Raw genomic sequence first — 25,843 nt, 5'->3', positions numbered from 1 at the left:
AGGGTAGCCAGGAGGTCGGGCGGAGGACGGTTGCGGCGTTGCACCAAATCAACAGTTGAGCGCGCGCAACAAATCATCACATTTTTATAAGCGATTGATTTTATTGCATTTATGGCGAGCATGCGACGATGCGCCCAGCTGCTGCGCTGCAGGAAGCTTACGCCGACCCGACAATTCCACTACAATACTTTTCGCGCTGTATCAAGATGGTGTTTCCCCCAAGTTTGCACCGGGCCAGGGAAAAGTGCCTGGCTAAACACCAACGCAGTGCCTATTTTTATCTGTGATTGCACCAGGAAGGAAATCATCGTGAACCCGCTCGAACTGAGCAAGGCCGTCGGCGCACTGACCGACGAAGATCTGCGCAAGGCAGCCGAAGCCGCACAGGGCTCCCAGCGCGCCACCGTACTGGTGCGCGAACTGGCGGCCCATCACCGCTCGCGTCTGCTGAAGCATTTCCTCGCCCTGGGCGAGGAGGATCGCCTGCTCCGTTTTGGCCAGTCCGTGGGCGATCACGTGATCGAAGCCTATGTCGACAGCATCGACTTCGACCATGACACCGTGTTCGGCGTCTACGACGACAAGCTCGAGCTGGTCGGCGTCGGCCACTTCGCCAACCTGCGCGACAACGCCCAGGGCCGCGTGGCGGAGTTCGGCGTGTCGGTCTCGCGCAGTGCCCGCGGGCGCGGCATCGGCAGCGCGCTGTTCGAGCGTGCCGCCATGCATGGCCGCAACACCAATGTGCGCACGCTCTATATGCACTGCCTGTCGCGCAACGCCGCGATGATGCATATCGCCAAGAAGGCCGGCATGAAGGTCCAGTACGCTTACGGCGAGGCTGATGCCTACCTGGAACTGCCGCCCGCCGATACCGTCAGCCGGCTGACCGAGGCGCTGGACGAGCAGCTTGCAGACCTCGACTATGCGGTGCGCCGCAACCTGCGCGACGCGCGCCGCTTCGGCCTGCGCTTCTGGCGCACCATGGTGCCGCAGAAGCATACCGCCTGACAGGCCCCTCCCGGCCTGACTGCAAAACGGCGCATCGCAACGATGCGCCGTTTTGTTTTTGGCCCTGGTTCAGGCCATCAGGCCACGCCGCCCACCGGCAGCGCGGTGGTGTCCTTGATGCTTTCCAGCGCGAAGCTCGAACGCACGTCGATCACCGACGGATGCGCCAGCAGCTGTTCCTGCATGAAGCGCGCGAAGTGCTCCATGTCTTCCACATAGACCTTGAGCAGCAGGTCCATCTCACCGGTCATCGCATGGCACGCGGCCACCTCGGGCCAGACCGCGATCGACGCGCGGAACAGGTCCAGCGGTGCCTTGCCCTTGGGCGCGCCACCATGCTTTTCCAGCCGGACGTTGATATAGGCCAGCAGGCCGAGCCCGATCTTGTTGGGCTCCAGCAGCGCCGCGTACTGCCGGATCACGCCGATCTCTTCCAGCCGCCGGATGCGGCGCAGGCAGGGGCTGGGCGACAGGTTGACGCGCTCGGCCACCTCCAGGTTGGTCAACCGGCCGTTGGTCTGCAGCACTTCCAGGATCTTCCGGTCGATCTTGTCCAACTCCACCTTGCTCACGATATTGTTGCTCCGCAATATGTTTATTGGCAATTTTTTTGCGCAAATTTAGCAAGCCGTGCACAAGTACGCAATTTTTTATGCGATGGCTCCCGGTTTTGGCCGACTGGCGGCCTCATTGGTCACTCGTGCGGCAGCCGGTCGGGCTGGGCAATCTGTCTGCTCGCGCGCCGGCGTGTCGCCATCGCGCCCGCCGACCGGTGGCAGGCAAGGATGGTGCCAAGTCAGGCGAACAGGGAAGCGGCATTCTACGGGCGTTTGCCGCCGGAGTCAGAAGCTTCGGCGTGCACGCACCGCATGCGGGCAGTAATAAATGTGAAAAAGCGCGCGGCCCGAAGGGCTCGCGCGCTCGCTGGCGTCGCTACAGGACGGTTGGGGGCCGCCCTGCGCAGGGGTCAGCCGCCGCTGCTGGACGGGGCGCCCGGTGCGGTGGGACTCGACGGCGCGGGCTGGCCGCCGGGGGTACTCTGCCCGCGCGGCCCACGCTCGCCGCGATGGTGGTCGCGGCGCATCTTCTCCATGCCGGCGCGGATCTCGTCGCGGGTCAGCTTGCCGTCGCGGTTGGCGTCGAGCTGGTCAAAGCGCCGGGCCAGGCGCGGCAGGCCGGCGTTGGCCTCGGCCTTGGTCAGTGCGCCGTCGCCGTTCTTGTCGGCAGCCTTGAATTTCTCGTCGAAAGCGGCCTGCATGCGGGCGTGGTGCTCGGCCATGGCGGCCTTGCGGTGCGCATCCATCTCGGCCTTGTCGATCTTGCCGTCGCGGTTGGTGTCGAGCTTGTTGAACCACGCGTCGGCCTCGGCCTTGGAGATCGCGCCGTCGCCATCGGTATCGATCGACTTCATCCACATGCCGCCGTGGCCCATATGGTGATGGTGGCCGTGCCCGTGACCGTGCTGGCCGGGCTGCGCCCCTGGCGCGACAGGCGCGCTGGCCTGCGCGAAAGCGCCGCCGGTGACCAGGAAGACGGCCGATGCGGCCAGGAACTGCTTCAGGATCTTCTGCTTGTGATTGCGTTGCATGTCTTGCTCCTTTTCATCACGTGGGCTTGTACGGATTAGAACGCAGACGATGCGGGTAAGTTGGCGCTTTTAATACGATGTTACCGGGCTCACAGATAAGCCGGCACGCCGTAAGGGAACGCAATCGAGGACGAATATTCGCTTTGCCGGAGGATTAATTCTTGGGGACCAGCGCGCCTTGAGCGCCGGCGCCCGGCGCGATTCCCGGCTGGTACTGGCGCGGATCGGCCATCTGCGGCTGGGCCGGTGGCTGGACCGGCTGCGCCGCTGGCTGTTGTTGGGACTGGGGTTGCGGCTGCGGTTGGTATTGCGGCGCCTGTGCGGGCGGGGCCGGCTGGCTGACCGCTGGCGCCGGAGACGGCATCGGCGTTGCCATCGGCGCGGCGGCACCGGCTGGCGGCGTGGGCAGCGCAGCGCCTGGTGATGGTGCGCCAGCCGGCGCTGCGCGCGTGGGCCCTGCCTGCACCGGCAGCGCGATTTCCTGGCGCACGCCGTTGCGCTCGATCACCACCGAGCGCTGGCGTATCTCCGCGAGCCGGATCTGCTGCGACAGCTCGGCGCCGGCGCGCACCGCCTTGGGCGGGCCGCCGTCCAGCGACACGATCGCCGCGCCCGCATCGCCGCCCACCTCGGCCACCACGCCAATCAACTGCACGTCGCGCGGACCGCCTTGCGCGGAGCCGCCGAACAGGGTGGCCACTGCGCCGGTCTCCACCGCCTCGGTCTGCGCCACGCGCGCGCTTTGCGGAACCGGGATGGTGCGCATCGCACTGAAGGTCAGCGCCCAGTAGGTGACCAGCGCGCACAGCGCGATAAACAGCACCAGGCTGGCCAGGCGCGGCAGCCAGGCCGCGGAGGCGTCGAAGCGAAAGGCGGGCCGGAGAGAGAGTTGCACGGGATCGGTACCCTGACGCCCGTCAGGCGGGCAATAGCGCAGCAGCGCGGACGCGCCAAGCGTACCAGACCCGCATGACACTGTCTGTCGCGCCGCCGCCCCTCAGGCTCAGAGCAGATGGTCCAGCAGATCGGGCCCGAACACCTCGCGCTCGATATGCGCCACCGGCACACCGGCGCTGACCAGCGCATGGCGCTGCGCCTGCATAAAACCGAGCGGCCCGCACAGGTAGAAGCGCCCGTCGACAAAACGCTGCAGGTCCGGCTGGCGCAGCAGTTCCGCCACCGGCATGGTGCCGGCATGGTCGTAGTCGCGGCCGGCGACATCCGCGGCTTCGGGGGTTTCGTAGCTGATATGCGCGGCCAGTTGTGGCAGGCGTTCGCGCGCCCATTGCAGGTCGGCGCGATGCGCGTGATGGCGGCCGTTGCGGGCCGCATGCGCGAACAGCACCGGGCGCTGCGAGCCCTGCCCCGCCAGCGTGCGCAGGACCGACAGCATCGGCGTGATGCCGATCCCGGCCGACAGCAGCACCAGCGGGCGGCTGCCTGCCAGCGCCGGCGTGAAGTCGCCGAACGGCGCGCTGACCTTCAGTTCCGTGCCCTCGTGCGCGTTGGCGTGCAGCCAGTTGGACACCGCGCCGGCGGGCGTGGCCTGGTCGCCGTCTTCGCGCTTGACCGAGATGCGCCAGGTCGGCAGGCCGCTTTCGGCCGACAGCGAATACTGGCGCAGCTGCCGCGTGCCGTCGTCAAGCCGGGCTTCGACGCTGACGTACTGGCCCGGCCGGAAGTCGCGCAGCGGGCCGCCATCGGCGGCGGCCAGCGTCAGCGACACTACCTGCTCGCCCTGCGCCTCGCGGCGCATCACACGCACCGGCGTCAGTTCACCGGCAGCGACGCCGGTGCGCTGGTACAGGCGCGCCTCGGCGGCGATCAGTTCGCCGGCCAGCAGCCAGTAGGCTTCGTCCCAGGCGGCCAGCAGCGGCGGCGTGGCGGCCTCGCCCAGCACCGCGGCGATCGCGCCCAGCAGGTGGCGGCCGACGATGGGGTAGTGCGCCGGCGTCAGGCCCACGGCCGCATGCTTGTGCACGATGCGGTCGACCACCGGCGCCAGCGCCGCGCCATTGTCGATATTGGCCGCATAGGCGAACACGGCCGAGGCCAGCGACTGCTGCTGGCTGCCGTTGGCCTGGTTACCCATGTTGAACATCTGCGTCAGCTCGGGCCGGTCCGAGAACATCTCGCGGTAGAAATGGGTGGTAATGGCCAGGCCATGTTCGCGCAGCACGGGAACGCTCGCATCGATATAGGGGCGGGAAGCGGCGGACAGCATCAATAACACTCCGGTGGTGAGGCCAAAAAACCCGGCCAAAAAAGGCAAATAAAAATCATGCATATACGATGCATGATTTCGGCCACAAAAAAACCGGCGTTCAGGCGTCTGCGCGGAAGGTCCGTTCAGGCCGAACGCCGGTTCAGGAAATCGCGATGCAGGCGGATGATCGACTCGGCGGTCTGGCTGCCGGTGACGTCGGCCAGCGTGACGTCGTCCAGCGCCCGGTAAAACGCCTGCTCGGCCTGGTCCAGCGCGCGCTTCAGGCGGCAGCTGCCGTTCAGCGCGCAGGGCGGGTTGTCACAGTCAATGATGGCCTTGTGGCCTTCCAGCTCGCGCAGGATGGTGCCGATCGTCAGCCGTTCTGCGCCGGGGCCGAGCTGCAGGCCGCCGTGGCGACCGCGCGTGGCACTGATCCAGCCCAGCTTCGACAGCCGCGCCGCCACCTTCACCAGGTGGTTGTGCGAAATGTCGAACTGCTGCCCCACCTCCGCAATGGTGATGGGCCGGCTGCCGTCGCCACGGGCGACGTACATCAGCAAGCGCAGCGCATAGTCGGAGAAACGGGTCAGTTGCATCGTGACGCCATCTTAGAAAAGATGCATCCGGAATGCAAGTTAACTCTGACGGTCGGCGAATCCTGATCCGGATCAGACTTTGCCGAGGCGGTGGGGGCGTCGAAGCCGCTTCCCCATAAAACAGTCATGTGCCGGCGGTTATACTGACTGGCGAACCCGGCCCCGCCGCCCCCGTGGCGCCGCGGGCCCAGCCATTCCAGCAACGAGGTCCACAGACGATGCGCATTTCCACTACCCGTTCCGCCAGTCCTGCCCGTTCCCCTGCCACGCGTGCCCACCGTGCGCGCGGCTTCACGCTGATCGAGATCATGGTGGTGATCGTGATCCTTGGCGTGCTGGCGGCGCTGGTGGTGCCCAAGATCATGAGCCGGCCCGACGAGGCCCGCATCGTGGCAGCGCGCCAGGACATCTCGTCGATCATGCAGGCGCTCAAGCTGTACCGGCTCGACAACAGCCGCTACCCGACTACCGAGCAGGGCCTGGCCGCGCTGGTCAGCAAGCCCGCCACCGAGCCGGTGCCCAATAACTGGAAGGGCGGCGGCTACCTGGAAAAGCTGCCCAAGGATCCCTGGGGCCATCCCTACCAGTACCTGAACCCGGGCGTGCGCGGCGAGATCGACGTGTTCAGCTTCGGCGCCGATGGCCAGGCCGGCGGCAACGCCAACGACGCCGATATCGGCAACTGGGAATAACCGCGGCAGCGCGCCCCCACTCCTACCCTTTCCTTCCATGACCACGGCGCCGCCCCCCTGCGCGCCCCGTCGGCGGCGCCGGGGCTTCACGCTGCTCGAGCTGCTGGTGGTCATGGTAATCGCCGGCATCGTGATCTCGCTGGTCGCCGTCAACGCCTCGCCCAATGAGCGCGGCCGCGTGCTCGACGACGGCCAGCGCATCGCGCGGCTGTTCGAGCTGGCGCAGGAAGAGGCGCAGCTGGGCGCCCGCCCGATCGCGTGGGAAGGCGATGCCAGCGGCTGGCGCTTCCTGGAAGCAACGCCCAACGGCTGGATCCCCATGCGCACCGACGTGTTCGCGCCGGGCCACTGGCGCCTGGCGCTGGACCAGGTCGTCGTCGCCGAAGGCGGCCGCGCCGTCGGCACCGGCGCCCCGCCCCGGCTGATCTTCGGGCGCGAGCTGATCGACGCCCCGCAGCGGCTGATCCTGGTACGCGGCGATATCCGCGTCGACGTTGCCGGCGACGGCAGCGGCCGCTATTTCGCCAGCGCGCCATGAGCCGGCACCAGCTTGTCCGGCGACCCCGCGCAGCAGGCTTCACGCTGATCGAGGTACTGGTCGCGCTGACCATCCTGGCGGTCGCGCTGACCGCGGCGATGCGTGCGATGAGCTCGATGGTCGATGCCAGCGTTTCGCTGCAGACGCGCATGCTGGCCGAATGGAGCGCCGAGAACCACCTCGCCTCGCTGCGGCTGTCCAAGACCTGGCCCGAGCCCGGCGTCAGCGGCTATGCCTGCCCGCAGGGCGGCACGCCGCTGTACTGCGAGCAGTCAGTCTCCGCCACGCCCAATCCCGTCTTTCGCCGCGTCGAGATCGCGGTCTACCCGTCCGCCGCCGACAAGTCCGTGCGGCTGGCGTGGCTGGTCACCATCGTCCCCAATGAAGCCCGCAACGTGCTCTGAGCGCCGGCGCGCGCGCAAAACCCGCGGCTTTACGCTGCTGGAGATGCTGGTTGCGATCACGCTGCTGGCGGTGATGGCGGTGATCGGCTGGCGCGCGCTCGACAGCCTGACGCGCAGCCGCGAACGGCTGACCGACCACGATGCGCGGCTTGACGCCTTGAAGGTGCTGTACGGCCAGCTCCAGACCGATTGCGAGCACCTGGCCGATGCCACGCTGCTGCAGGCGAGCCCGGTGGAGGTCGGCCAGAACCGCCTGCTGCTGGTGCGCGACCGCCGCGACGAAGGCCAGCCGCCGTCGTGGCAGGTGCTGTCCTACCAGCTCGACGGCAACACGCTGCTGCGCGTGGCCGCGCCCCCGGTGGACAACCGCGCGGCGCTGCAGTCGTCCATGCTGGCGCTGCGCCAGACCGGCGGCAACAGCGCGTCGCAGGTGCGGCGCGTGCTGTACGACGTGGACGGCATGAGCACGCGTGCGTGGATCGAGCCGGCCGGGTGGCAGGCCGATACCGGACGCATCCGCAACGTGCTGTTCGCCGGCGACGCCGCCAGCGCGGTGGCGGCCTCGGCCGTGGGCGCGGCGGTGCCGAATACCGCGGTGCGCGCGGTCGAGCTGACCATCTTCGCGCGCATGGGCGACGGCGACGCGCCGCGGCAGTTCCAGAAGATCTGCATGACCGGGCTATGAGGCATCGCACCTTCCGGCCCCATCCCCTCACCTCGCGCCGCCGCCACGCGCGCGGCGCCGCCGTGGTCACCGCGCTGCTGATCGTGACGCTGGCGGTGGTCGTGGTCTCGGGCATGCTGTGGCGCCAGCAGGTGCAGATCCGCGCCATCGAGAACCAGCGGCTGCTGGCCCAGGCCACCTGGATCGAGCGCGCCGCGGTCGACTGGGCGCGGCTGATCCTGCGCGACGACCAGCGCCGCACCAATGTCGACGAGCTGGGCGAGCCATGGGCCGTGCCGATCGCCGAGACCCGGCTGTCGGACTTCCTCGGCGCCTCGCTGCGCACCGATGTCGCCGGCGAAACCTCGTTCCTGTCGGGCCGCATCCTCGATGCGCAGGCGCGCTTCAACCTGGCCAACCTGGTGCTGTGGAGCGCCACGCCGCAGAGCGGCCGCGCCGCTTCGGTCGACCCGGCCGCGCAGGCAGCCTACCGGCGCCTGCTGCAGACCGTGGGCCTGAACCCGTCGCTGGCCGAGACCACGGCACGCTATATGCTGCAGGCCGCCCAGGGCGCAAGCGCCGACGGCCGGCCGGCGCCGCGGCCGCTGGACAGCGTGCAGGGGCTGCTGGCGCTGCCCGGCTATACCCCGGAGATGGTGGCGGTGCTGGAGCCCTTCGTCACCGTGCTGCCCGAGCGCACGCTGGTCAACGCCAACACTGCCGAGGCCGAGGTGCTGTCCGCCGTGATCGACAAGCTGCCGCTGGACCGCGCACGCGAGCTGGTGCGCCAACGTGACCGCGCCTATTTCAACAACATCGGCAACCTGCAGACCCAGCTTTCGTCGGTGGCGCCGCAGGCCGATACCGCCGACCTGGCCAATTTGCTCGACGTGCGCACGCACTACTTCCTGGTCTACGGGCTGGTGCGCCATGAACGGGCCAGCCGGCTGCAGGTATCGCTGGTCTACCGCGGCGAGCCGCTGGGCGCCGCCAACACCACACGCGTAGTCTGGATCCAGGATGCCGACCGCTTGCCGGAGCTGCGCTGAATGTCGGGGACACGGGTCGGAAACGTCCGAGCGCGGCGCAAAATGCAAGGACCGGCGATCGGCAATGAGGGGGAGAATGGTATTGACGCGGTTTAGTCACACAGGCAAGGTATGCTGCGGCGCTGGCGCGAGCGTGGCACCAGCCCACCCGCCGCCGTCCGGCCTTCCCGGCCGCCCGCCGGCATCCCCGCGCCCCGGCCAGTTTCCGACTCCGGGGCATTGCCGGGCTGGCCCTACGGCCCTGCGCCCGTCCGAGCCGTTTCACTGAAGCCAGAGCAAGGAAACCTTGAGCACCACCCTGTACGTCCGCCTGCCGCATCGGCCGCATGACCAGCCACAACCATGGCAGTTCGGCGCCCTGCCGTTTGCGCTGGTACGCACGGCCACCGTCGATGCGGCGCGGCGCGGCCCGGCCCGCATGGCGCCGGAAGTGTTGCGCGAAGGCCACGCCCGTATCGCCGACCTGCCAGCGGCCGAGCGCCTGGTGCTGATCCTGGCCGCCAGCGACGTACTGCTGACCACCGCCAGCGTGCCGCCGCTGCCGCCCGCGCGGTTGAAACAGGCGCTGCCCAACCTGATCGAGGACGCCCTTGCCACCGACGCCCAGCCCTGCCATATCGGCGTGGGGCCGGCGCTGGACGGCGGCGTCGCCGCCCGTGGCCCGCGCGGCCCGCGCCAGCGGCTGCTGATGGTGGCCGACCGCGCCTGGCTGCGTGCCGTGCTGGACGCCTTTGCCGAACACCGCCATCGCCGCCGCCATGTGCTGGCCGCACAGCTTTGCGTGCCGCTGGCGCCGCTGCCGGAACCGCCGTCCGAGCCATCGCTGGCGCCAGCCGACGACGCCGCAGCGCCCGAGGCCCCCGCAGAACCGCCCGCAACGCTCGTCGTCGAAGCCGCCGCCGGCGCGTTCGAGCAAAGTGACGAGCTGCTCGATGCCGCCGCCGGGGCCGCCTCGCCGGTCGCCCAGGCGCCCGCGCGGCAGTGGCAACTGACCGTGCGCACCGGCGACTATGCGGGCTATGGGCTGCTGCTGGGCGACGATGCCCTGGCCGCCTGGCAGGCGCTGGCGCCGGCCGGCACCTGGTACGCCGACGCCGGGGCCGCCGCGTCCGCACCGGTTCCCGAGCTGCGCCAGGCCGCCCGGCCCGGTTGGAGCCTGTGGATAGAAGGCGCACAGGAATGCCTGCGCGAACCGGCGCTGGATCTGGCCCAGTTCGAGTTCGCGCAAAGCCGTTCCGACCGCTGGCACCTCGTCGCCTGGCGCGTGCCACTGGCGCTGCTGGCCGGCATCGTGCTGGTGCAGATCCTCGGCATGAATATCCACTGGCTGCTGCTGCGCCGCGAGCAGCAACGGCTGGAAACCGCGCAACTGCAGACGCTGCGCACCACCTTCCCGCAGATCCAGACGGTGCTGGATGCGCCGCTGCAGATGCGCCGGCAGGTCGAGCAATTACGCACCGCCAGCGGCCGCAGCACGCCGGAAGACTTCCTGCCGCTGGCCGACCGCTTCGGACAGGCCGCGCGCCGGCTGCCGCCCGATGCGCTGCAGGGGCTGGAATACCGCGGCCGCATGCTGGTGGTCACGCTCAAGCCGGGCACCGATATCGCCGGGCTGCGCAGCGCCGCGCGCCAGGCCGGGCTGCAGATGGAAGAAGACAAGGCCGGCGGCGCCGCCGGCAGTACCGCTACCAGCCCGGGCACACCCGTCACGCCCGGATCGCGCTGGACCGTCAGGCCGGGCCTGTAACCTGGCCGACGCGCAAGCATGAACGCAATGAAAGACTCCGCCCGCAGCCAGACATCCCGCCGGACCGTACAGACGGGCCACACCGGCCCTGCCCGGCCCGCCTCCCCCGCCGCGCTGCGCGCGCGGCTGGCGCGGCTGCGCCCGTCGGTGCCGCAGGCCTGGCGGGAACGCTTCAACGCCTTCTGGTCAGCGCGCAACCCGCGCGAGCAGGCGATCCTGGCTGGCGGCGGCGCGGTGCTGGCGCTGGTGATCGGCTACACGCTGCTGTGGGAGCCGGCCGCCGAGGGCCGCCAGCGGCTGGCGCGCAGCCTGCCGCAGATGCGCGCGGAGCTCGCGGAGATGGAAACACTGGCGCAGGAAGCGCGCGGCCTGAAGGCCTCGCCGGCGCCGTCGCTGCGCGGTGAAGCGCTGACGCAGGCGCTGCAGGACAGCCTGGGCCAGCACGGCCTGAAGGCGACCCGGCTTGCCGCCGGCGCGGACAACAGCGTGCAGGTGCAGCTCGACAAGGTACCCTTCGGGGCGGTCAGCGGCTGGCTGCAGGCTGTGCGCCAGCAGCAGCGGATGAAAGTGATCGACGCCCGCATCGTCTATGTCGGCGCCACGGCGCTGGTCAATGTCAGTGCGACCCTGCAGGGTCCGGGCGGCCGGAGCTGATGGTACGGCTGGAAACGCTGCGGCTGCCGCGCCGCAAGCTGCGCCAGCCGGGCGCGTGGCGGCGGTTGCGCTGGCTTGCGATCGGGCTGGCGAGCGCGGCGGTAACCGTGGTGGCGATGCTGCCGGCGACCTGGATCGCCGCCCGCGTAGCCACGCAGACGCAGGGACGGGTACTGCTGGCCGATGCCAGCGGCTCAATGTGGCGTGGCAGCGCCACGCTGGCGCTGTCGGCCGGCGCGGGCAGCCAGACCGCGACCGTGCTGCCCGGGCGGCTGCAATGGAAGCTGGCGTTCTGGCCGCTGCTGACCGGCACCGCGCGGCTGGTGGTCAGCCACACGGAGACGATGGCCGCGCCGGTGGCGGTGACCGTGACGCCGGGCGGCTGGACCGCGCAGGCCGGCGCGATCCGCTTGCCGGCGGCGCTGCTCGAAGGCATCGGCGCGCCGTTCAACACGCTGCGCCCGGATGGAATGATGCGCCTGGACTGGTCCACGCTGCAGGGGAGTTTTTCGGGAAAGAACACCAACGGCGGCAGCGGCCAGATGACGGGGCATATGACGCTGCGCATCGAGCAGGTGTCGTCGGCGGTGAGCCGGCTGCGCCCGCTGGGCAGCTACCGCGCCGAGATCGACTGGGCCGGCGCGGGCGGCGGCAAGCTGCAACTGAGTACCATCGCCGGACCGCTGCACCTGGAGGGCAGCGGCACGCTGGGCCGGCAGGCGCGCTTCGAGGGCACCGCGCAGGCCGAACCCGAGGCGGCAAACCAGCTGGCCAGCCTGCTGAGCCTGCTGGGACGACGAGACAACCATGTGACAAGGCTGCGCTTCTGACGCCAGGCAGAAGCAGAAGCGCACGGAAACGACTATGACAACCCACGCCAACCGACCTGTTTTCCAGACCGCCTGCGCCCGCGCCGTGGCCCTGCTGTGCGGGATCTCGCTGCTGGCGCCCGCGCCGCTGTGGGCCCAGCCCGGCGCCGTCAGTCCGTCGGCGCCGCCGGACATCTCGCCGGCCAACCGTGACCAGGTGGTGCTGAACTTCGTCAATGCCGACCTCGAATCCGTGATCAAGGCGGTCGGCCAGGCCACCGGCAAGAACTTTGTGATCGACCCGCGCGTCAAGGGGACGGTGAACCTGGTGACCGAGCAGCCGGTATCGCGCGCGCAGGCGCTGCAGACGCTGGGCTCGGTGCTGCGCATGCAGGGCTATGCGATGGTCGAGAGCAACGGCTTCACCAAGGTCGTGCCGGAAGCCGACGCCAAGCTGCAGGGGTCGCCCACGGTGATCGGCGCCAGCCCCAGCCGCGGCGACCAGGTGGTGACGCAGGTGTTCCGGCTCAACTATGAGTCGGCCAACAACCTGGTGCCGGTGCTGCGGCCGATGATCGCGCCCAACAACACCATCACCGCGTATCCGGCCAACAATACGCTGGTCATCACCGACTACGCCGACAACCTGCGCCGGCTGGCGCGCATCATCGCCGCCATCGATGCGCCGGCTTCGGGCGAGGTCGAGCTGGTGCCACTCAAGCACGCGCTGGCCAGCGACACCGCGCTGGTGCTGCAGAAGCTGATGGATCCCGCGGCGGCTGGTGCGGCCGGCGGCGGTGCGGCGCCCGGCGTCGACGCCACACTGCGCACCACGGTGGTGGCCGAACCGCGCAGCAATGCGCTGATGGTGCGCGCTTCCAGCCGCGCGCGGCTGCAGCAGGCACGCCAGTTGATCGAGAAGCTCGACCAGCCCTACGCACGCCCCGGCAACATCTGGGTGGTACCGCTGAAGAACGCCGATGCCGTGAAGCTGGCGGCAACGCTGCGCGCGATCGTCGCCGCCGACAGCAGCTTCTCCACCTCGACCCAGCCCGGCGCCGCGGGCGCCGCCGGCGGCATTGGCGGCGCGCAGGGGGGCATGACCAATGTCTCGACCCCGGCGGGCGGGCAGTTCACCGGCGGCGCCACCGGCACGCAGGCCGGCATGCGCGGCGGTACCGGCGGCGGCACGGGCGGCGCCTACGGCAATTCGGCCTTCGCCGCGTCGTTCGGCACCAGCACGCAGCCGACCACCGGCGGCATCATCCAGGCCGACCCGTCCACCAACTCGCTGATCATCACCGCCAGCGAGCCGGTCTACCGCAACCTGCGCGGCGTGATCGACGACCTGGATGCGCGCCGCGCGCAGGTCTATATCGAATCGATGATCGTCGAGGTGACCTCGACGCAGGCGAGCCAGCTCGGCATCCAGTGGCAGGGCCTGATCAGTTCGCCGGGCGGCAACAACAATGTCTTTGCCGGCACCAATTTCGGCACCGGCGGGCAGAACATCCTGAACCTGTCGCTGGCCGGCGCGCTGTTCGACAGCAACCGCACCGCCGGCATCGCGGCGGCGCAATCGCTGGTGCCCGACGTGGGCGGGCTGAACCTGGGCGTAGTCAACCGCGCACTCGGGCTCGGGGCGCTGCTGCGCGCGCTGGGCACCGACGGCAGCGTCAACCTGCTGTCGACGCCGAATCTGATCACGCTGGAAAACGAGGAAGCCAAGATCCTGATCGGCCAGAACATCCCGATCACTACCGGCTCCTACGCGCAGACCGGCGGCGCCGCCTCGGTCACGCCGTTCCAGACCTTCGACCGCAAGGACGTCGGCATCACGCTGCGGGTCAAGCCGCAGATCACCGACGGCGGGCTGGTGAAGATGCAGATCTTCCAGGAATCGTCGTCGGTGGTGCCGGGCACGCTCGCGCAAGTCCAGGGACCGACCACCAATGTGCGCTCGATCGAGACCAATGTGCTGGTCGACGACGGCCAGATCATCGTGCTGGGCGGGCTGATCGAGGATTCGTATGGCGACGGCGTGCAGAAGGTGCCGCTGCTGGGCGACATCCCGTTTATCGGCGGCCTGTTCCGCTACGAGAACAAGAACCGCGGCAAGACCAACCTGCTGGTGTTCCTGCGCCCGTATGTGATGCGCACGGCCGGCGCCGCCGACCGCCTGACCCAGGACCGCTACGACTACATGCGCGCGCAGCAGCAGGGCTTCGTATCGCCTAACATCATGGTGCGCGACACCAATACGCCGATGCTGCCGCCGGCCGACGCGCCGACCACGCCGTTCATCAACCCGCGCGCGAACGGCCCGGTTGCCGCGCCGCTGCCGCTGCCGCAGACGCTTCCGCAAAACGCGCCGCAGCCCGGTCAGCCGCAGCCGGTGGCGCCGCCCTCGGCGGCCCCGCAGTCGCTGAACCAGCGCGGTGAATCGGCCGCACCGCCGGCCACGGCCGGCCAGAACTGAGCCCTGCCATGGCAAGCGAAGTACAGACCCCTGCCCCCGAAGCGCTAGAGCCGCCGTCGCCGATGGCGGCGCGGCTGGTTTCGTACGGCTTTGCGCGCGAAGCGCCGCTGCTGATCGCGCACCAGCGCCCCGACGGGCTCGAGGTGTGGGTCAGCCGCGCCACCTCGCCCACCGCGCTGGCCGAAGTGGCGCGCGTGCACGGCGCGCTGCGGCTGCGCGTGCTGGAGCCGGCGGCGCTCGAGCTCGCCATGTCCGACGCCTACAACCGGCAGGACGGCAGCGCCGCGCAGGTGGTGGGCGAAGTCGAGGGCGAGGTCGACCTGTCGCGGCTGATGCAGGACATCCCCGCGGTGGAAGACCTGCTCGAGTCCGAGGACGATGCGCCCATCATCCGCATGATCAACGCGCTGCTGACGCAGGCCGCGCGCGAAGGCGCCTCGGATATCCATATCGAGCCGTTCGAGTCGTCGTCGGTAGTGCGCTTCCGCGTCGACGGCACGCTGCGCGACGTGGTGCGGCCCAAGAAGGCGCTGCACGGCGCGCTGATCTCGCGCATCAAGATCATGGCGCAGCTCGACATCGCCGAGAAACGGCTGCCCCAGGACGGCCGCATCACGCTGCGCGTGGGCGGGCGGCCGGTGGACGTGCGCGTGTCGACGCTGCCGACCGGCCACGGCGAGCGCGCGGTGCTGCGTTTGCTCGACAAGGAAGCGGGCCGGCTCGACCTGGCCAAGCTGGGCATGGCGCCCGGCACGCTGCGCGGCTTCGATCACCTGATCAACCAGCCGCACGGCATCGTGCTGGTGACCGGGCCGACCGGCTCGGGCAAGACCACCACGCTGTACGCGGCGCTGTCGCGGCTGGATGCGCGCACCACCAACATCATGACGGTGGAAGACCCGGTCGAGTACGACCTCGACGGCATCGGCCAGACCCAGGTCAACCCGCGCATCGACATGACCTTCGGCAAGGCCTTGCGCGCGATCCTGCGCCAGGACCCGGACGTGGTGATGATCGGCGAAATCCGCGACCTGGAGACCGCGCAGATCGCGGTGCAGGCGTCGCTGACCGGCCACCTGGTGCTGGCCACGCTGCACACCAACGACTCGGCCTCGGCCGTGACGCGGCTGGTCGACATGGGGATCGAGCCGTTCCTGCTGTCGTCGTCGCTGCTGGGCGTGCTGGCGCAGCGGCTGGTACGGCGCTTGTGCCCCAACTGCAAGCGCGAGGATGTGATCGAGGTGACCGCTGCCGAGGCCGAGGTGCTGCAGGCGGAGGGCAAGCCACTGCAGCGCGTGTGGCACCCGGTGGGCTGCGACAAGTGCGCGCAGTCGGGCTACCAGGGGCGCATGGGCGTCTATGAGCTGCTGACCGTCGATGACGAGATCCGCACCATGATCCACCGGCAGTCCCCCGAATCCGAGATCAAGCAGCGGGCGCTGGCGCGCGGCATGCACACCATGCGCGGCGATGCGCAGCGCTGGATCGACAGCGGCGCGACCTCGCTTGAGGAAGTGTTGCGCGTGACGCGCGACTGAGCGGAGCCGCCCGGATGCCAGCCTTCCGCTACGAAGCCGCCGACGCCGCCGGCAAGACCGACCGCGGCGTGATCGAGGCTGACAGCCCGCGCCAGGCGCGCTCGCAGTTGCGCGCACGCGGGCTGACGCCGCTGACCGTCGATGCGCTGGCCGGTGCCGGACTGGCGCCGCGCAGCGGCAGCCAGCGCTTTGCGCGCAAGCTGTCGACGCAGGAGCAGGCGCTGTTCACGCGCCAGCTTGCCAGCCTGATCGTGGCCGGCCTGCCGCTGGACGAAGCGCTGGGTGCGCTCGCCGACCAGGCCGAGCGCGCCTACGTGCACGAGCTGCTGGCCGGCATCCGCGCCGAGGTGATGGGCGGCAGCTCGCTGTCGGTGGCGCTGGCGCAGCATCCGCGCGACTTCCCCGATATCTACCGCGCGCTGGTCTCGGCCGGCGAGCACTCCGGCCACCTCGGCCTGGTGCTGGAGCGGCTGGCGGGCTATATCGAATCGCGCAACACGCTGACGTCCAAGATCCGGCTGGCCTTTACCTATCCGGCGATCGTCACCGTGGTGGCGTTTGCGATCGTGATCTTCCTGCTGTCGTACGTGGTGCCGCAGGTGGTGAGCGTGTTCGCCAACACCAAGCAGAAGCTGCCGACGCTGACCATCATCATGCTGGCGCTGTCGGACTTCGTGCGTAACTGGTGGTGGGCGGCGCTGGCGGTGATCGCGGTGGCGGCGCTCACCATCCGCAGCGTGCTGAAGCAGCCCGCGGTGCGGCTGGAATGGCACCGCTGGCTGCTGACCGCGCCACTGCTGGGCAAGCTGATCCGCGGCTACAACACCGCGCGCTTTGCCGGCACGCTGGCGATCCTGGTATCGGCCGGCGTGCCGATCCTGCGCAGCCTGCAGGCCGCCGGCGAGACGCTGACCAACGAGGCGCTGCGCGCCAACGTCGAAGACGCCAACACGCGGGTGCGCGAAGGCGCGTCGCTGGCGCGCGCGCTGGCCGCGCAGAACCAGTTCCCGCCGGTGCTGGTGCACCTGATCCGCTCCGGCGAGGCCACCGGCAACCTGCCCGTGATGCTGGACCGCGCCGCGCAGGGCGAGGCGCAGGAACTGGAACGGCGCACGCTGTTCCTGACGAGCCTGCTGGAGCCGCTGCTGATCCTGACGATGGGGGTGGTGGTACTGCTGATCGTGCTGGCGGTGTTGATGCCGATTATCGAGATCAACCAGTTGGTGCGGTAGCGTGGGGAAGCAGCGGCGCGCCGAAGGCGCCTGCATTAGCTGACGCCCCTGGCGGACGCTTCCCTCTCCCGCAAGCGGGAGAGGGAAGAAAACCCTCGCACGCTCGCGCATCCGAAAAATGCCATGAGCCCACGCATACGCTCCGTTCTCCCGCAGGCGGGAGAGCGGAGCAAACCGGCGTTACTCCGCCGCTGACGCCACCTTCTTGCTCGGCCGCCTGCGCGGCTTCCTCGCCGGCGCGGGCGCCGGTTCGGCGGCAGGTTCCGGCGTGGGTACCGGCTGCACCTCAGGCTGCGCCTCCACCTGCGCCGTCAGCACCGTCGTCCCGGGTGCGGCAAACACAGACTGATCGATCGGCCACGGCGTTTCGCTGAGCGTCACGTCCGGACGGCGCGCCGCGCGCTTGCGCGCGCCCGCACGGCCACGCGGCGTGGGCTCCGGGTCGGGCTGCGGCGCGGCTTCCAGCTCCGGTACCGCTTCGGGCTCAGGCTGCACGGCATCGGCAGCCACGAACGGCGGCTCGGCTTCCGGTTCCGGCTCTGGCTGCGCGAGCACGGGCTCCGGCACCGGCGCCGGTTCAGGAGCCAGTACAGGCGCTTCCGCGGCGACAGGCCCCGGGTTGCGGCGCGGCGACTCTGCCTGGTGGGCAGGTTGCTGCTGCTGCGCCGGGCGCTGCTGCTGGGGCTGCGCTTGCGGCTGGCCGCGCCCATCGCCCTCGCTGCCACCCCTGGAACGCTTCTTCAGCCGCACCCAGATGGTCTTGTTGTTGCCGCCGTTGCGGGTTTCGACCTCGAACAGCCCCGTGGCAGCCACCAGCTCCGAGAGCTTGCCGTAGCCATAGTTGCGCGAGTCGAATTCCGGCGCCTGCTTGGCGATGTGGTTGCCCATGCTGCCGAGCGTCAGCCAGCCGTCCTCGTCCGACACTGCCTGCGCCGCGCTCTGCAGCAGGCGCACCAGGCGCGAATCCTGGCGCAGCTCGCCGGTGCTGCGCTTGCGCGTGGGCGCGGTGGTCCCGTCGCCGCCATCGGCTTCGACATCGGCGTCGGCGGCGCGCAGCACGTCAGAGTAGATGAACTTGTCGCAGGCGGTGACGAAGGGCTTGGGCGTCTTGCGCTCGCCGAAGCCGTACACGGTCAGCCCCTGCTCGCGGATGCGCGAGGCCAGCCGGGTGAAGTCGCTGTCGCTCGAGACGATGCAGAAACCGTCGAAGCGCCCGGTGTACAGCAGGTCCATGGCGTCGATGATCATCGCGCTGTCGGTGGCGTTCTTGCCCACGGTGTAGCGGAACTGCTGGATCGGCTGGATCGAGTGCGACAGCAGCCGCTCCTTCCAGCCGGCCAGGTTGGGGCGGGTCCAGTCGCCGTAGATGCGCTTGACGGCGGCCACGCCGTATTTGGCGACCTCGGCCAGCAGGCCTTCGACGATGGCGGGCGCCGCGTTGTCGGCGTCGATCAGCACGGCCAGGGTCGCGGTGCCCTGGCGGGGGGAATTGGTCATGTTCAGGTAGTCGCTGGTTTGCTCATGCATAGGACGAGCAATCGGAAAGCAGGTTGCACCAGGCTGGCGCTGCAGATGTGGCGCATCGCGGACAGCCTGGCGTTGGCACGGGCCGTCTCGATGCAACGCAGTGTACACGCGAACCCCTGTCCATACGGGAAATCACGGGCGCCACGGGCACGCTTTGTGCTGCACTGCAAGGTACCGCCGATTATGTGGCGGTGCTACCATGCCGCGCAGAGACACGACCGCCCGACGCCTTCACAAGAGGCCAGCGAGGCGGTTGCCCACAACTGTAGGTGTCGGTGATCCCGACAACACGCCCATAGAGGAGCACCTATGAATGCCCCCCTGACCCCTCCGGTCAGCGACGCCATCCGCCGCGCGCTCGCAAATGTTTCCCTCGACGACAAATACACGCTGGAGCGTGGCCGCATCTACATCAGCGGCACGCAGGCGCTGGTACGCCTGCCGATGCTGCAGCAGGAGCGCGACCGTGCCGCCGGGCTGAACACTGCCGGTTTTATCTCCGGCTACCGGGGGTCGCCGCTGGGCGCTCTGGACCAGTCGCTGTGGAAGGCCAAGAAGCACCTTGCCGCGCACAACATCGTGTTCCAGGCCGGGCTGAACGAAGACCTGGCCGCGACCGCGGTATGGGGGTCGCAGCAGGTCAACATGTACCCCGACGCGAAGTTCGACGGGGTCTTCGGCATGTGGTACGGCAAGGGGCCGGGCGTGGACCGCACCGGCGATGTGTTCAAGCACGCCAACTCGGCCGGCTCTTCCAAGCACGGCGGCGTGCTGGTGCTGGCCGGTGACGACCATTCAGCCAAGTCTTCGACGCTGGCGCACCAGTCCGAGCACATCTTCAAGGCCTGCGGCCTGCCGGTGCTGTATCCGTCGAACGTGCAGGAATACCTGGACTATGGCCTGCATGGCTGGGCCATGAGCCGCTACTCCGGGCTATGGGTGGCGATGAAGTGCGTGACCGACGTGGTCGAATCGTCGGCCTCGGTCGAGCTGGATCCGCACCGCGTGCAGATCGCGCTGCCGAGTGATTTCATGATGCCGCCGGGCGGCCTCAATATCCGCTGGCCGGACCCGCCGCTGGAGCAGGAAGCGCGGCTGCTCGACTATAAGTGGTACGCGGGACTGGCTTATGTGCGTGCCAACAAGCTGGACCGCATCGAGATCGATTCTCCGCATGCGCGCTTCGGCATCATGACCGGCGGCAAGGCCTACCTCGACACGCGCCAGGCGCTGGCCGACCTGGGCCTGGACGACGCGACCTGCGCGCAGATCGGCATCCGCCTGTACAAGGTGGGCTGCGTCTGGCCTCTGGAAGCGCACGGCGCGCGCGCGTTTGCCGAGGGACTGCAGGAAATTCTGGTGGTCGAAGAGAAGCGCCAGATCATGGAGTACGCGCTCAAGGAAGAGCTGTACAACTGGCGCGACGACGTGCGCCCCAAGGTCTACGGCAAGTTCGACGAGAAGGACAACGCGGGCGGCGAATGGTCGATCCCGCAAAGCAACTGGCTGCTGCCGGCGCACTATGAGCTGTCGCCGGCAATCATTGCCAAGGCCATCGCCACGCGGCTGGACAAATTCGAGCTGCCGATCGACGTGCGCGCGCGCATCACCGCGCGCCTGGCCATCATCGAGGCCAAGGAAAAGGCGCTGGCCACGCCGCGCGTGACTGCCGAGCGCAAGCCATGGTTCTGCTCGGGCTGCCCGCACAACACCTCGACCAACGTGCCCGAGGGTTCGCGCGCGCTGGCCGGCATCGGCTGCCACTACATGACGGTGTGGATGGACCGCAATACCAGCACCTTCAGCCAGATGGGCGGCGAAGGCGTGGCGTGGATCGGCCAGGCGCCGTTCGCGGGCGACAAGCATGTGTTCGCCAACCTGGGCGACGGCACCTACTTCCACTCCGGGCTGCTGGCGATCCGCGCGTCGATCGCGGCGGGCGTCAACATCACCTACAAGATCCTGTACAACGATGCGGTGGCGATGACCGGCGGCCAGCCGGTGGACGGCCAGCTGTCGGTGCGGGACATCGCCTGGCAGGTGCACAGCGAAGGCGCAAAGAAGATCGTCATCGTCAGCGACCAGCCGGAGAAGTACAACGGCGCGATCAAGCTGCCCGAAGGCATCACCATCCATCACCGCGACCAGCTCGACAGCGTGCAGCGCGAGCTGCGCGAGGAGCCGGGCTGCACCATCCTGATCTACGACCAGACCTGCGCCACCGAGAAGCGCCGCCGCCGCAAGCGCGGCACGATGGAAGACCCCGCCCGCCGCGTTTTCATCAACGACACGGTGTGCGAAGGCTGCGGCGACTGCTCGGTCAAGTCCAACTGCCTGTCGGTGGAGCCGCTGGAAACCGAGCTGGGCACCAAGCGCCAGATCAACCAGTCGTCATGCAACAAGGATTTCTCGTGCCTGAACGGCTTCTGCCCGAGCTTTGTCACGGCCGAAGGCGCGCAGGTGCGCAAGCCCGAGCAGCATGGCGTGTCGATGGGTACCCTGCCCGCGCTGCCTGACCCCGAACTGCCGCCGATCCGCCGCGCCTATGGCATCCTGGTGACCGGCGTGGGCGGCACCGGCGTGGTGACCATTGGCGGCCTGCTGGGCATGGCCGCGCACCTGGAGAACAAGGGCGTGACCGTGCTCGACATGGCGGGGCTGGCGCAGAAGGGTGGCGCGGTGCTGTCGCACGTGCAGCTTGCCGCGCGCCCGGACGACCTGCATGCCACCCGTATCGCCATGGGCGAGGCCGACCTGGTGATCGGCTGCGATGCGATCGTGTCGGCCACCGACGAGGTCATCTCCAAGACCCAGGCCGGCCGCACCCGCGCCGTGGTCAACACGGCGCAGACGCCGACGGCGGATTTCATCAAGAACCCGAAGTGGCAGTTCCCGGGCCTGTCGGCCGAGCAGGACGTGCGCACCGCGGTGGGCGAGAAGTGCGAGTTCATCAACGCCAGCGGCCTTGCCGTGGCGCTGCTGGGCGATGCCATCTACACCAACCCGCTGGTGCTGGGCTTTGCCTGGCAGAAGGGCTGGATCCCGCTGACGCTGCAGGCGCTTGAGCGCGCGATCGAGCTCAACGGCGTCGCTGTGGAAAAGAACAAGGCCGCATTCGACTGGGGCCGCCATATGGCCCACGACCCCGAGCATGTGCTGTCGCTGACCGGCAAGCTGAAGACCACCGCCGAAGGCGCGGAAGTGGTGAAGCTGCCGACCTCGACCGGCGCGATGCTGGACAAGCTGATCGCCCGCCGCATGGAGCACCTGACGGCGTACCAGGATGCCGCCTACGCCCGCACTTACCGCGAAGCCATCGACCGCGTGCGCGCGGCCGAAAGCGCGCTGGCCAGCGGCAAGGCACTGCCGCTGACCGAGGCCGCGGCGCGCAACCTGGCCAAGCTGATGGCGTACAAGGACGAGTACGAGGTGGCGCGGCTCTACACCGACCCTGTCTTCCTCGACAAGCTGCGTGCGCAGTTCGAAGGCGAGCCGGGCAAGGACTACGAGCTCAACTTCTGGCTGGCTCCGCCGCTGACCTCGAAGCGCAATGACAAGGGCGAGCTGGTCAAGCGCAAGTTCGGTCCGTCGACGATGCACGTGTTCCGCGTGCTGGCGAAGCTGAAGGGGCTGCGCGGCGGCATGTTCGATGTCTTCGGCAAGACCGAGGAACGCCGTACCGAGCGCGCGCTGATCGGCGAGTACCGGGCGCTGCTGGATGAACTGGTGGCGGGCCTGAATGCCGCCAACTACAACACCGCGGTGGAGCTGGCCAACCTGCCGGACGATATCCGCGGCTTCGGGCATGTGAAGGAAAACAACCTGAAGGCAGTGCGCGCGCGCTGGGCCAAATTGCTGGAGCAGTTCCGGCATCCGGAGACGGCGCAGCGGGCGGCATAACCGCGAAAGCCTATCCAGCTCTCCTCTGTTCCTCCCCTCTCCCGCCAGCGGGAGAGTGGCCGGGGAGAGGGCAGGCGCTGGCATACCGACGCGCTTCAGTTCGTGGATACTCCCGCCCTCACAGGGGCGCCGCTTTACACCTGCGCCAGCGTCGTCTCCCCCGGCTTCACATACATCGAATTCCGCGGCTGCGACAGCACCCGCCGCACCATCGGCTCAAAGAACGACAGCGGCAGCGTGTCGTAATCCGTCATGAAGGCCGCGGCATCGTACTTGCGGCAGAACTCCGCGGTGCGCTCGAACAGCTCCGGCTGGCTGCGATATTGCTCACGCAGGTTGCGGTCCAGCCCGAGGTGATGGAAGAAGTAGTAACCCTGGAACACGCCATGCTTTTCCACCATCCACAGGTTCTCGGCGCTGACGAAGGGCTTCAGGATGGCGGCGGCGATATCGGGATGGTTGAAGCTGCCGAGCGTATCGCCGATATCGTGCAGCAGCGCGCAGACCACATACTCCTCGTCCCGCCCGTCGCGGTGCGCCAGCGTCGCGGTCTGCAGCGAATGCGTCAGCCGGTCCACCGGAAAGCCGCCGCAATCGCCATCGAGCAGCCGCAGATGCGCCAGCACGCGATCCGGCAGCGCCTGCGCGAACGGCATGAACTCGGCCGAGATGGCGGCCCAGTCTTCGCGGGTACTGTCTTCCATATGGCTGAAGCTGGCGCGCGCGGGCGCGTGGGTGTCGCTCATGCTGGTCTCCTTTTTGTGGGCGTGTAGTGGCCGCCATCGTCCTGAAATCGTTGAGGGCATTGTGGCATCCGTGGCGGGGCTACACTGTCAAAAAACCAACAATGCGCCGCCATATTGCGGCGCACCAGTATTTCCCACGGAATTTCACGGCACAGGCGTGCCGGTCGACAAAACCAAGGAGACGACATGACCTTCCACGGAAGCTGCCACTGCGGCGCGATCGCGTTTGAAGTCGAGGCCGACAGCATCCCCAGCGTGATCCGCTGCAACTGCTCGATCTGCCGTCGCCGCGGCCACCTGCTGTGGTTCGTGCCGCGCGCGAGCTTCAGGCTGGATACGCCGGAAACCAATGCCTCCACCTATCGCTTCAACACCATGAAGATCGCGCACCGCTTCTGCCCGGTGTGCGGCTGCGGGCCGTATGCGGATGGCCAGGACAAGGACGGCAAGCCGATGGCCGCGGTCAATGTGCGCTGCCTGGATAACGTGGATCTCGACAGCCTGAAGATCATCGACTATGACGGACTGCACCACTGAGACCGCCATGTTCCGCCTCCTCGGCATCGACCACCTGGTACTGCGCAGCGCCGACGTGGACGCGCTGCGGCGTTTTTATGTCGACGTGCTGGGCTGCAGCGTGGAGCGCGAGCAGACCGATCTGGGGCTGACGCAGTTGCGCGCGGGCAATGCGCTGATCGACCTGGTCTCGCTGGACGGGCCGCTGGGACGCGCCGGCGGCGCCGGGCCGGGTGCCGAGGGGCGCAACCTTGACCACTTCTGCCTGCGCATCGAGCCGTTCGACGCCGGCGCGCTGCGCGCGTGGCTGGCGCAGCATGGCGTGCAGGCGGGCGAGGTGGAGCAGCGCTTCGGCGCCGAGGGCAAGGGACCGTCGCTGTACATCCGCGACCCGGACGGCAACGTGGTCGAGCTGAAGGGGCCGCCCACGCCGGTGACCGCACAGTAAAGCGCGCACCCCACTTCTGCCGCGCGCAGCGGACGCGCGGCATCGCTACAATTTCCGACTGGCCCCACGCGCCGCCAACCATGGCGACATCCCCCGCCGGGCCCGCCATGACAACACTGGAAGCCAGCTCCGACGCGGACGCCGCTCAGGCGGTCCATGCCGACCCAGACGCCAGCCCGGCCCGCGCCGGGCCCGCGCACCCCGCCACGCCGCCGCGCCGGCTGGTCTGGATCCTCGGCCTGACCGAGACCATCTCCTGGGGCACGCTGTACTTCGCCTTCACTGTCTTTATCGACCCGATGATCCGCAGCCTGGGCTGGTCCAAGCCCTTTCTGGCGGGCGGCTATTCGCTGGGGCTGCTGGTGTGGGCGATGTGCTCGTTCGCGGTCGGGCGGCTGCTGGACCGCGCCCCGGCGCGCAAGGTAATGGGCGCCGGTTCGGTGCTGGCCGCGCTCGGCCTGCTGCTGTGGGCGTGGACGCCCTCGCCCGCCATGTTCGTGCTGATGTGGGTGCCGCTGGGGCTGGCCATGGCGACCACGCTGTACGAACCCGCCTTCGTGGTGCTGCGCCAGGCGTATGGCGACCAGTACCAGAAGCCGATCATGGCGGTCACGCTGATGGCCGGCTTTGCCAGCACGATCTTCGTGCCGCTGGCGCAATGGCTGGTGATCCATGCCGGCTGGCGCCCGACGCTGATCGGCTTTGCCATGCTGAACCTGCTGGTCTGCGCGCCGCTGCATGCGCGCATGCGCTACGCGCTGCATCCCACCTACGCCGGCATGACCCCGTCCGACGCCGCCGCCGGCGGCCACGGCATCGCCCGCACCACGCTGCGCCAGCCGGTGTTCTGGGCCGTGGTGCTGGCCTTCACCGCGACCGCGGTGGTGGCCTCGCTGCTGGGCGCGCACCTGATCCCGATGCTGACCGAGAAAGGCCTGCCGATCGCGCAGCAACTGGTGGTGGCGGCGCTGATCGGCCCGGCGCAGGTGGTGGGCCGCCTGCTGATGATGCGCGCGGCGGTACGGCATCCGGTGCGGCTGTCGCTGCCGGTCTATCTGCTGATGAGCGCGGGGCTGTTGTGCTTTGCGCTCGGGCACGGCGCCTGGCTGATGGTGGCCGCGGTGCTGTATGGCTGCGCCAACGGCGTCAACACCATGCTGCGGGCGATGGCCATGCCCGAGCTGATCTCGCGCCACCACTACGCCACGCTCAACGGGCTGATGATGACGCCGGTGCTGCTGATGCAGGCCGTGGCGCCGTGGCTGGGCGCGCTGCTGTGGAGCGCCGCGGGCGGCTACTGGCTGATGCTCTGGGCGATGGTGGCGCTGGCGCTGGCCGCGCTGCTGGCGTTCGGCTACGCGCTGCATCGGCGCGGGCTGCTGCGGATGGAGGGGGCGCACCGCTAGCCGCGCTCGCGGCGCTGTCATGTCGAATTTGCGTCGATGCGGGACAATGACGGCTTTTGCAGCTCTGGACGCGGCAGTGTCCGGGCTGCCGCCGCA

23 protein-coding genes are annotated in these 25,843 nt (G+C 68.9%); 16 read left to right on the top strand and 7 right to left on the bottom strand.

What is annotated here, in order from left to right; translation table 11 throughout:
* Positions 1–309: 309 nt before the first annotated feature.
* Entirely contained in the window at positions 310–1,008 is a 699-nt protein-coding gene (locus AB1I47_RS05620; RefSeq protein WP_354682783.1) for a GNAT family N-acetyltransferase, read from the top strand.
* A 77-nt stretch (positions 1,009–1,085) separates the two neighbouring features.
* On the opposite strand, the gene AB1I47_RS05615 is transcribed toward AB1I47_RS05620, so the two are convergent.
* The 5 genes from AB1I47_RS05615 to AB1I47_RS05595 form a co-directional block, all read right to left on the bottom strand.
* The gene (locus AB1I47_RS05615; RefSeq protein WP_354682782.1) at positions 1,086–1,580 is read right to left on the bottom strand and encodes an Lrp/AsnC family transcriptional regulator; all 495 of its coding nucleotides are present in this window, start codon (positions 1,578–1,580) and stop codon (positions 1,086–1,088) included.
* 395 nt (positions 1,581–1,975) lie between these two features.
* Positions 1,976–2,596, bottom strand: a complete 621-nt coding sequence (locus tag AB1I47_RS05610) for an EF-hand domain-containing protein (RefSeq protein WP_354682781.1) — start codon at positions 2,594–2,596, stop codon at positions 1,976–1,978.
* Between the two features lie 154 nt (positions 2,597–2,750).
* A complete protein-coding gene (locus AB1I47_RS05605; RefSeq protein ID WP_354682780.1) occupies positions 2,751–3,491 on the bottom strand; it encodes a type II secretion system protein N in 741 nt (246 codons plus the stop codon).
* Between the two features lie 108 nt (positions 3,492–3,599).
* Entirely contained in the window at positions 3,600–4,820 is a 1,221-nt protein-coding gene (locus AB1I47_RS05600) for a globin domain-containing protein (protein WP_354682779.1), read from the bottom strand.
* Positions 4,821–4,945: 125 nt separating this feature from the next.
* Complete coding sequence (locus AB1I47_RS05595) at positions 4,946–5,398, bottom strand: RrF2 family transcriptional regulator (RefSeq protein ID WP_354682778.1); 453 nt, start codon at positions 5,396–5,398, stop codon at positions 4,946–4,948.
* Between the two features lie 218 nt (positions 5,399–5,616).
* Between AB1I47_RS05595 and gspG the strand changes: the two genes are divergently transcribed.
* The 11 genes from gspG to gspF all read left to right on the top strand — a co-directional run bounded on the left by gspG (position 5,617) and on the right by gspF (position 17,204).
* Complete coding sequence (gspG, locus tag AB1I47_RS05590) at positions 5,617–6,090, top strand: type II secretion system major pseudopilin GspG (protein WP_354682777.1); 474 nt, start codon at positions 5,617–5,619, stop codon at positions 6,088–6,090.
* A 37-nt stretch (positions 6,091–6,127) separates the two neighbouring features.
* The gene (locus AB1I47_RS05585) at positions 6,128–6,628 is read left to right on the top strand and encodes a GspH/FimT family pseudopilin (RefSeq protein WP_354682776.1); all 501 of its coding nucleotides are present in this window, start codon (positions 6,128–6,130) and stop codon (positions 6,626–6,628) included.
* A complete protein-coding gene (gene gspI / locus AB1I47_RS05580; protein WP_354682775.1) occupies positions 6,625–7,032 on the top strand; it encodes a type II secretion system minor pseudopilin GspI in 408 nt (135 codons plus the stop codon). The genes AB1I47_RS05585 and gspI overlap by 4 nt, the downstream gene beginning before the upstream one ends.
* Complete coding sequence (locus tag AB1I47_RS05575) at positions 7,010–7,717, top strand: PulJ/GspJ family protein (RefSeq protein WP_354682774.1); 708 nt, start codon at positions 7,010–7,012, stop codon at positions 7,715–7,717. The genes gspI and AB1I47_RS05575 overlap by 23 nt, the downstream gene beginning before the upstream one ends.
* Positions 7,714–8,745: a type II secretion system minor pseudopilin GspK gene (gspK, locus tag AB1I47_RS05570; RefSeq protein ID WP_354682773.1), complete on the top strand. Its 1,032-nt coding sequence runs from the start codon at positions 7,714–7,716 to the stop codon at positions 8,743–8,745. Before AB1I47_RS05575 ends, gspK begins: the two co-directional genes overlap by 4 nt.
* A gap of 286 nt (positions 8,746–9,031) precedes the next feature.
* Positions 9,032–10,492, top strand: a complete 1,461-nt coding sequence (gene gspL / locus AB1I47_RS05565; RefSeq protein ID WP_354682772.1) for a type II secretion system protein GspL — start codon at positions 9,032–9,034, stop codon at positions 10,490–10,492.
* An 18-nt stretch (positions 10,493–10,510) separates the two neighbouring features.
* Entirely contained in the window at positions 10,511–11,146 is a 636-nt protein-coding gene (locus AB1I47_RS05560; RefSeq protein WP_354682771.1) for a type II secretion system protein M, read from the top strand.
* Positions 11,146–11,976 carry a type II secretion system protein N gene (locus AB1I47_RS05555; protein ID WP_354682770.1) on the top strand — a complete coding sequence of 277 codons (831 nt, stop codon included), beginning with the start codon at positions 11,146–11,148 and terminating at the stop codon, positions 11,974–11,976. Before AB1I47_RS05560 ends, AB1I47_RS05555 begins: the two co-directional genes overlap by 1 nt.
* A gap of 34 nt (positions 11,977–12,010) precedes the next feature.
* Positions 12,011–14,434, top strand: a complete 2,424-nt coding sequence (gspD, locus tag AB1I47_RS05550) for a type II secretion system secretin GspD (RefSeq protein ID WP_354682769.1) — start codon at positions 12,011–12,013, stop codon at positions 14,432–14,434.
* Positions 14,435–14,442: 8 nt separating this feature from the next.
* Positions 14,443–15,972: a type II secretion system ATPase GspE gene (gspE, locus tag AB1I47_RS05545; RefSeq protein WP_354682768.1), complete on the top strand. Its 1,530-nt coding sequence runs from the start codon at positions 14,443–14,445 to the stop codon at positions 15,970–15,972.
* A 14-nt stretch (positions 15,973–15,986) separates the two neighbouring features.
* Entirely contained in the window at positions 15,987–17,204 is a 1,218-nt protein-coding gene (gene gspF / locus AB1I47_RS05540) for a type II secretion system inner membrane protein GspF (RefSeq protein WP_354682767.1), read from the top strand.
* A gap of 180 nt (positions 17,205–17,384) precedes the next feature.
* Here gspF and AB1I47_RS05535 read toward each other — a convergent pair whose 3' ends face one another.
* Positions 17,385–18,701 (bottom strand): NYN domain-containing protein, encoded by a 1,317-nt coding sequence (locus AB1I47_RS05535; RefSeq protein WP_354682800.1) that lies wholly within the window; start codon positions 18,699–18,701, stop codon positions 17,385–17,387.
* A gap of 339 nt (positions 18,702–19,040) precedes the next feature.
* On the opposite strand from AB1I47_RS05535, the gene AB1I47_RS05530 reads away from it, so the two are divergent.
* A complete protein-coding gene (locus AB1I47_RS05530; RefSeq protein WP_354682766.1) occupies positions 19,041–22,631 on the top strand; it encodes an indolepyruvate ferredoxin oxidoreductase family protein in 3,591 nt (1,196 codons plus the stop codon).
* Positions 22,632–22,765: 134 nt separating this feature from the next.
* Here AB1I47_RS05530 and AB1I47_RS05525 read toward each other — a convergent pair whose 3' ends face one another.
* On the bottom strand, positions 22,766–23,377 hold the full coding sequence (locus AB1I47_RS05525) for an HD domain-containing protein (protein WP_354682765.1): 612 nt from the start codon (positions 23,375–23,377) through the stop codon (positions 22,766–22,768).
* Positions 23,378–23,563: 186 nt separating this feature from the next.
* On the opposite strand from AB1I47_RS05525, the gene AB1I47_RS05520 reads away from it, so the two are divergent.
* The 3 genes from AB1I47_RS05520 (at position 23,564) to AB1I47_RS05510 (ending at position 25,747) form a co-directional block, all read left to right on the top strand.
* Positions 23,564–23,914 carry a GFA family protein gene (locus AB1I47_RS05520; RefSeq protein ID WP_354682764.1) on the top strand — a complete coding sequence of 117 codons (351 nt, stop codon included), beginning with the start codon at positions 23,564–23,566 and terminating at the stop codon, positions 23,912–23,914.
* A 7-nt stretch (positions 23,915–23,921) separates the two neighbouring features.
* The gene (locus AB1I47_RS05515; RefSeq protein ID WP_354682763.1) at positions 23,922–24,341 is read left to right on the top strand and encodes a VOC family protein; all 420 of its coding nucleotides are present in this window, start codon (positions 23,922–23,924) and stop codon (positions 24,339–24,341) included.
* A 107-nt stretch (positions 24,342–24,448) separates the two neighbouring features.
* Positions 24,449–25,747, top strand: a complete 1,299-nt coding sequence (locus AB1I47_RS05510) for an MFS transporter (protein WP_354682762.1) — start codon at positions 24,449–24,451, stop codon at positions 25,745–25,747.
* The last annotated feature ends 96 nt before the right edge of the window (positions 25,748–25,843 follow it).

Source organism: Cupriavidus necator, assembly GCF_040578825.1.
Classification (GTDB): Bacteria; Pseudomonadota; Gammaproteobacteria; order Burkholderiales; family Burkholderiaceae; genus Cupriavidus; species Cupriavidus necator_E.
Note: the sequence above shows the minus strand (reverse complement) of the source record. Positions and strands in the feature narration are given on the sequence as shown.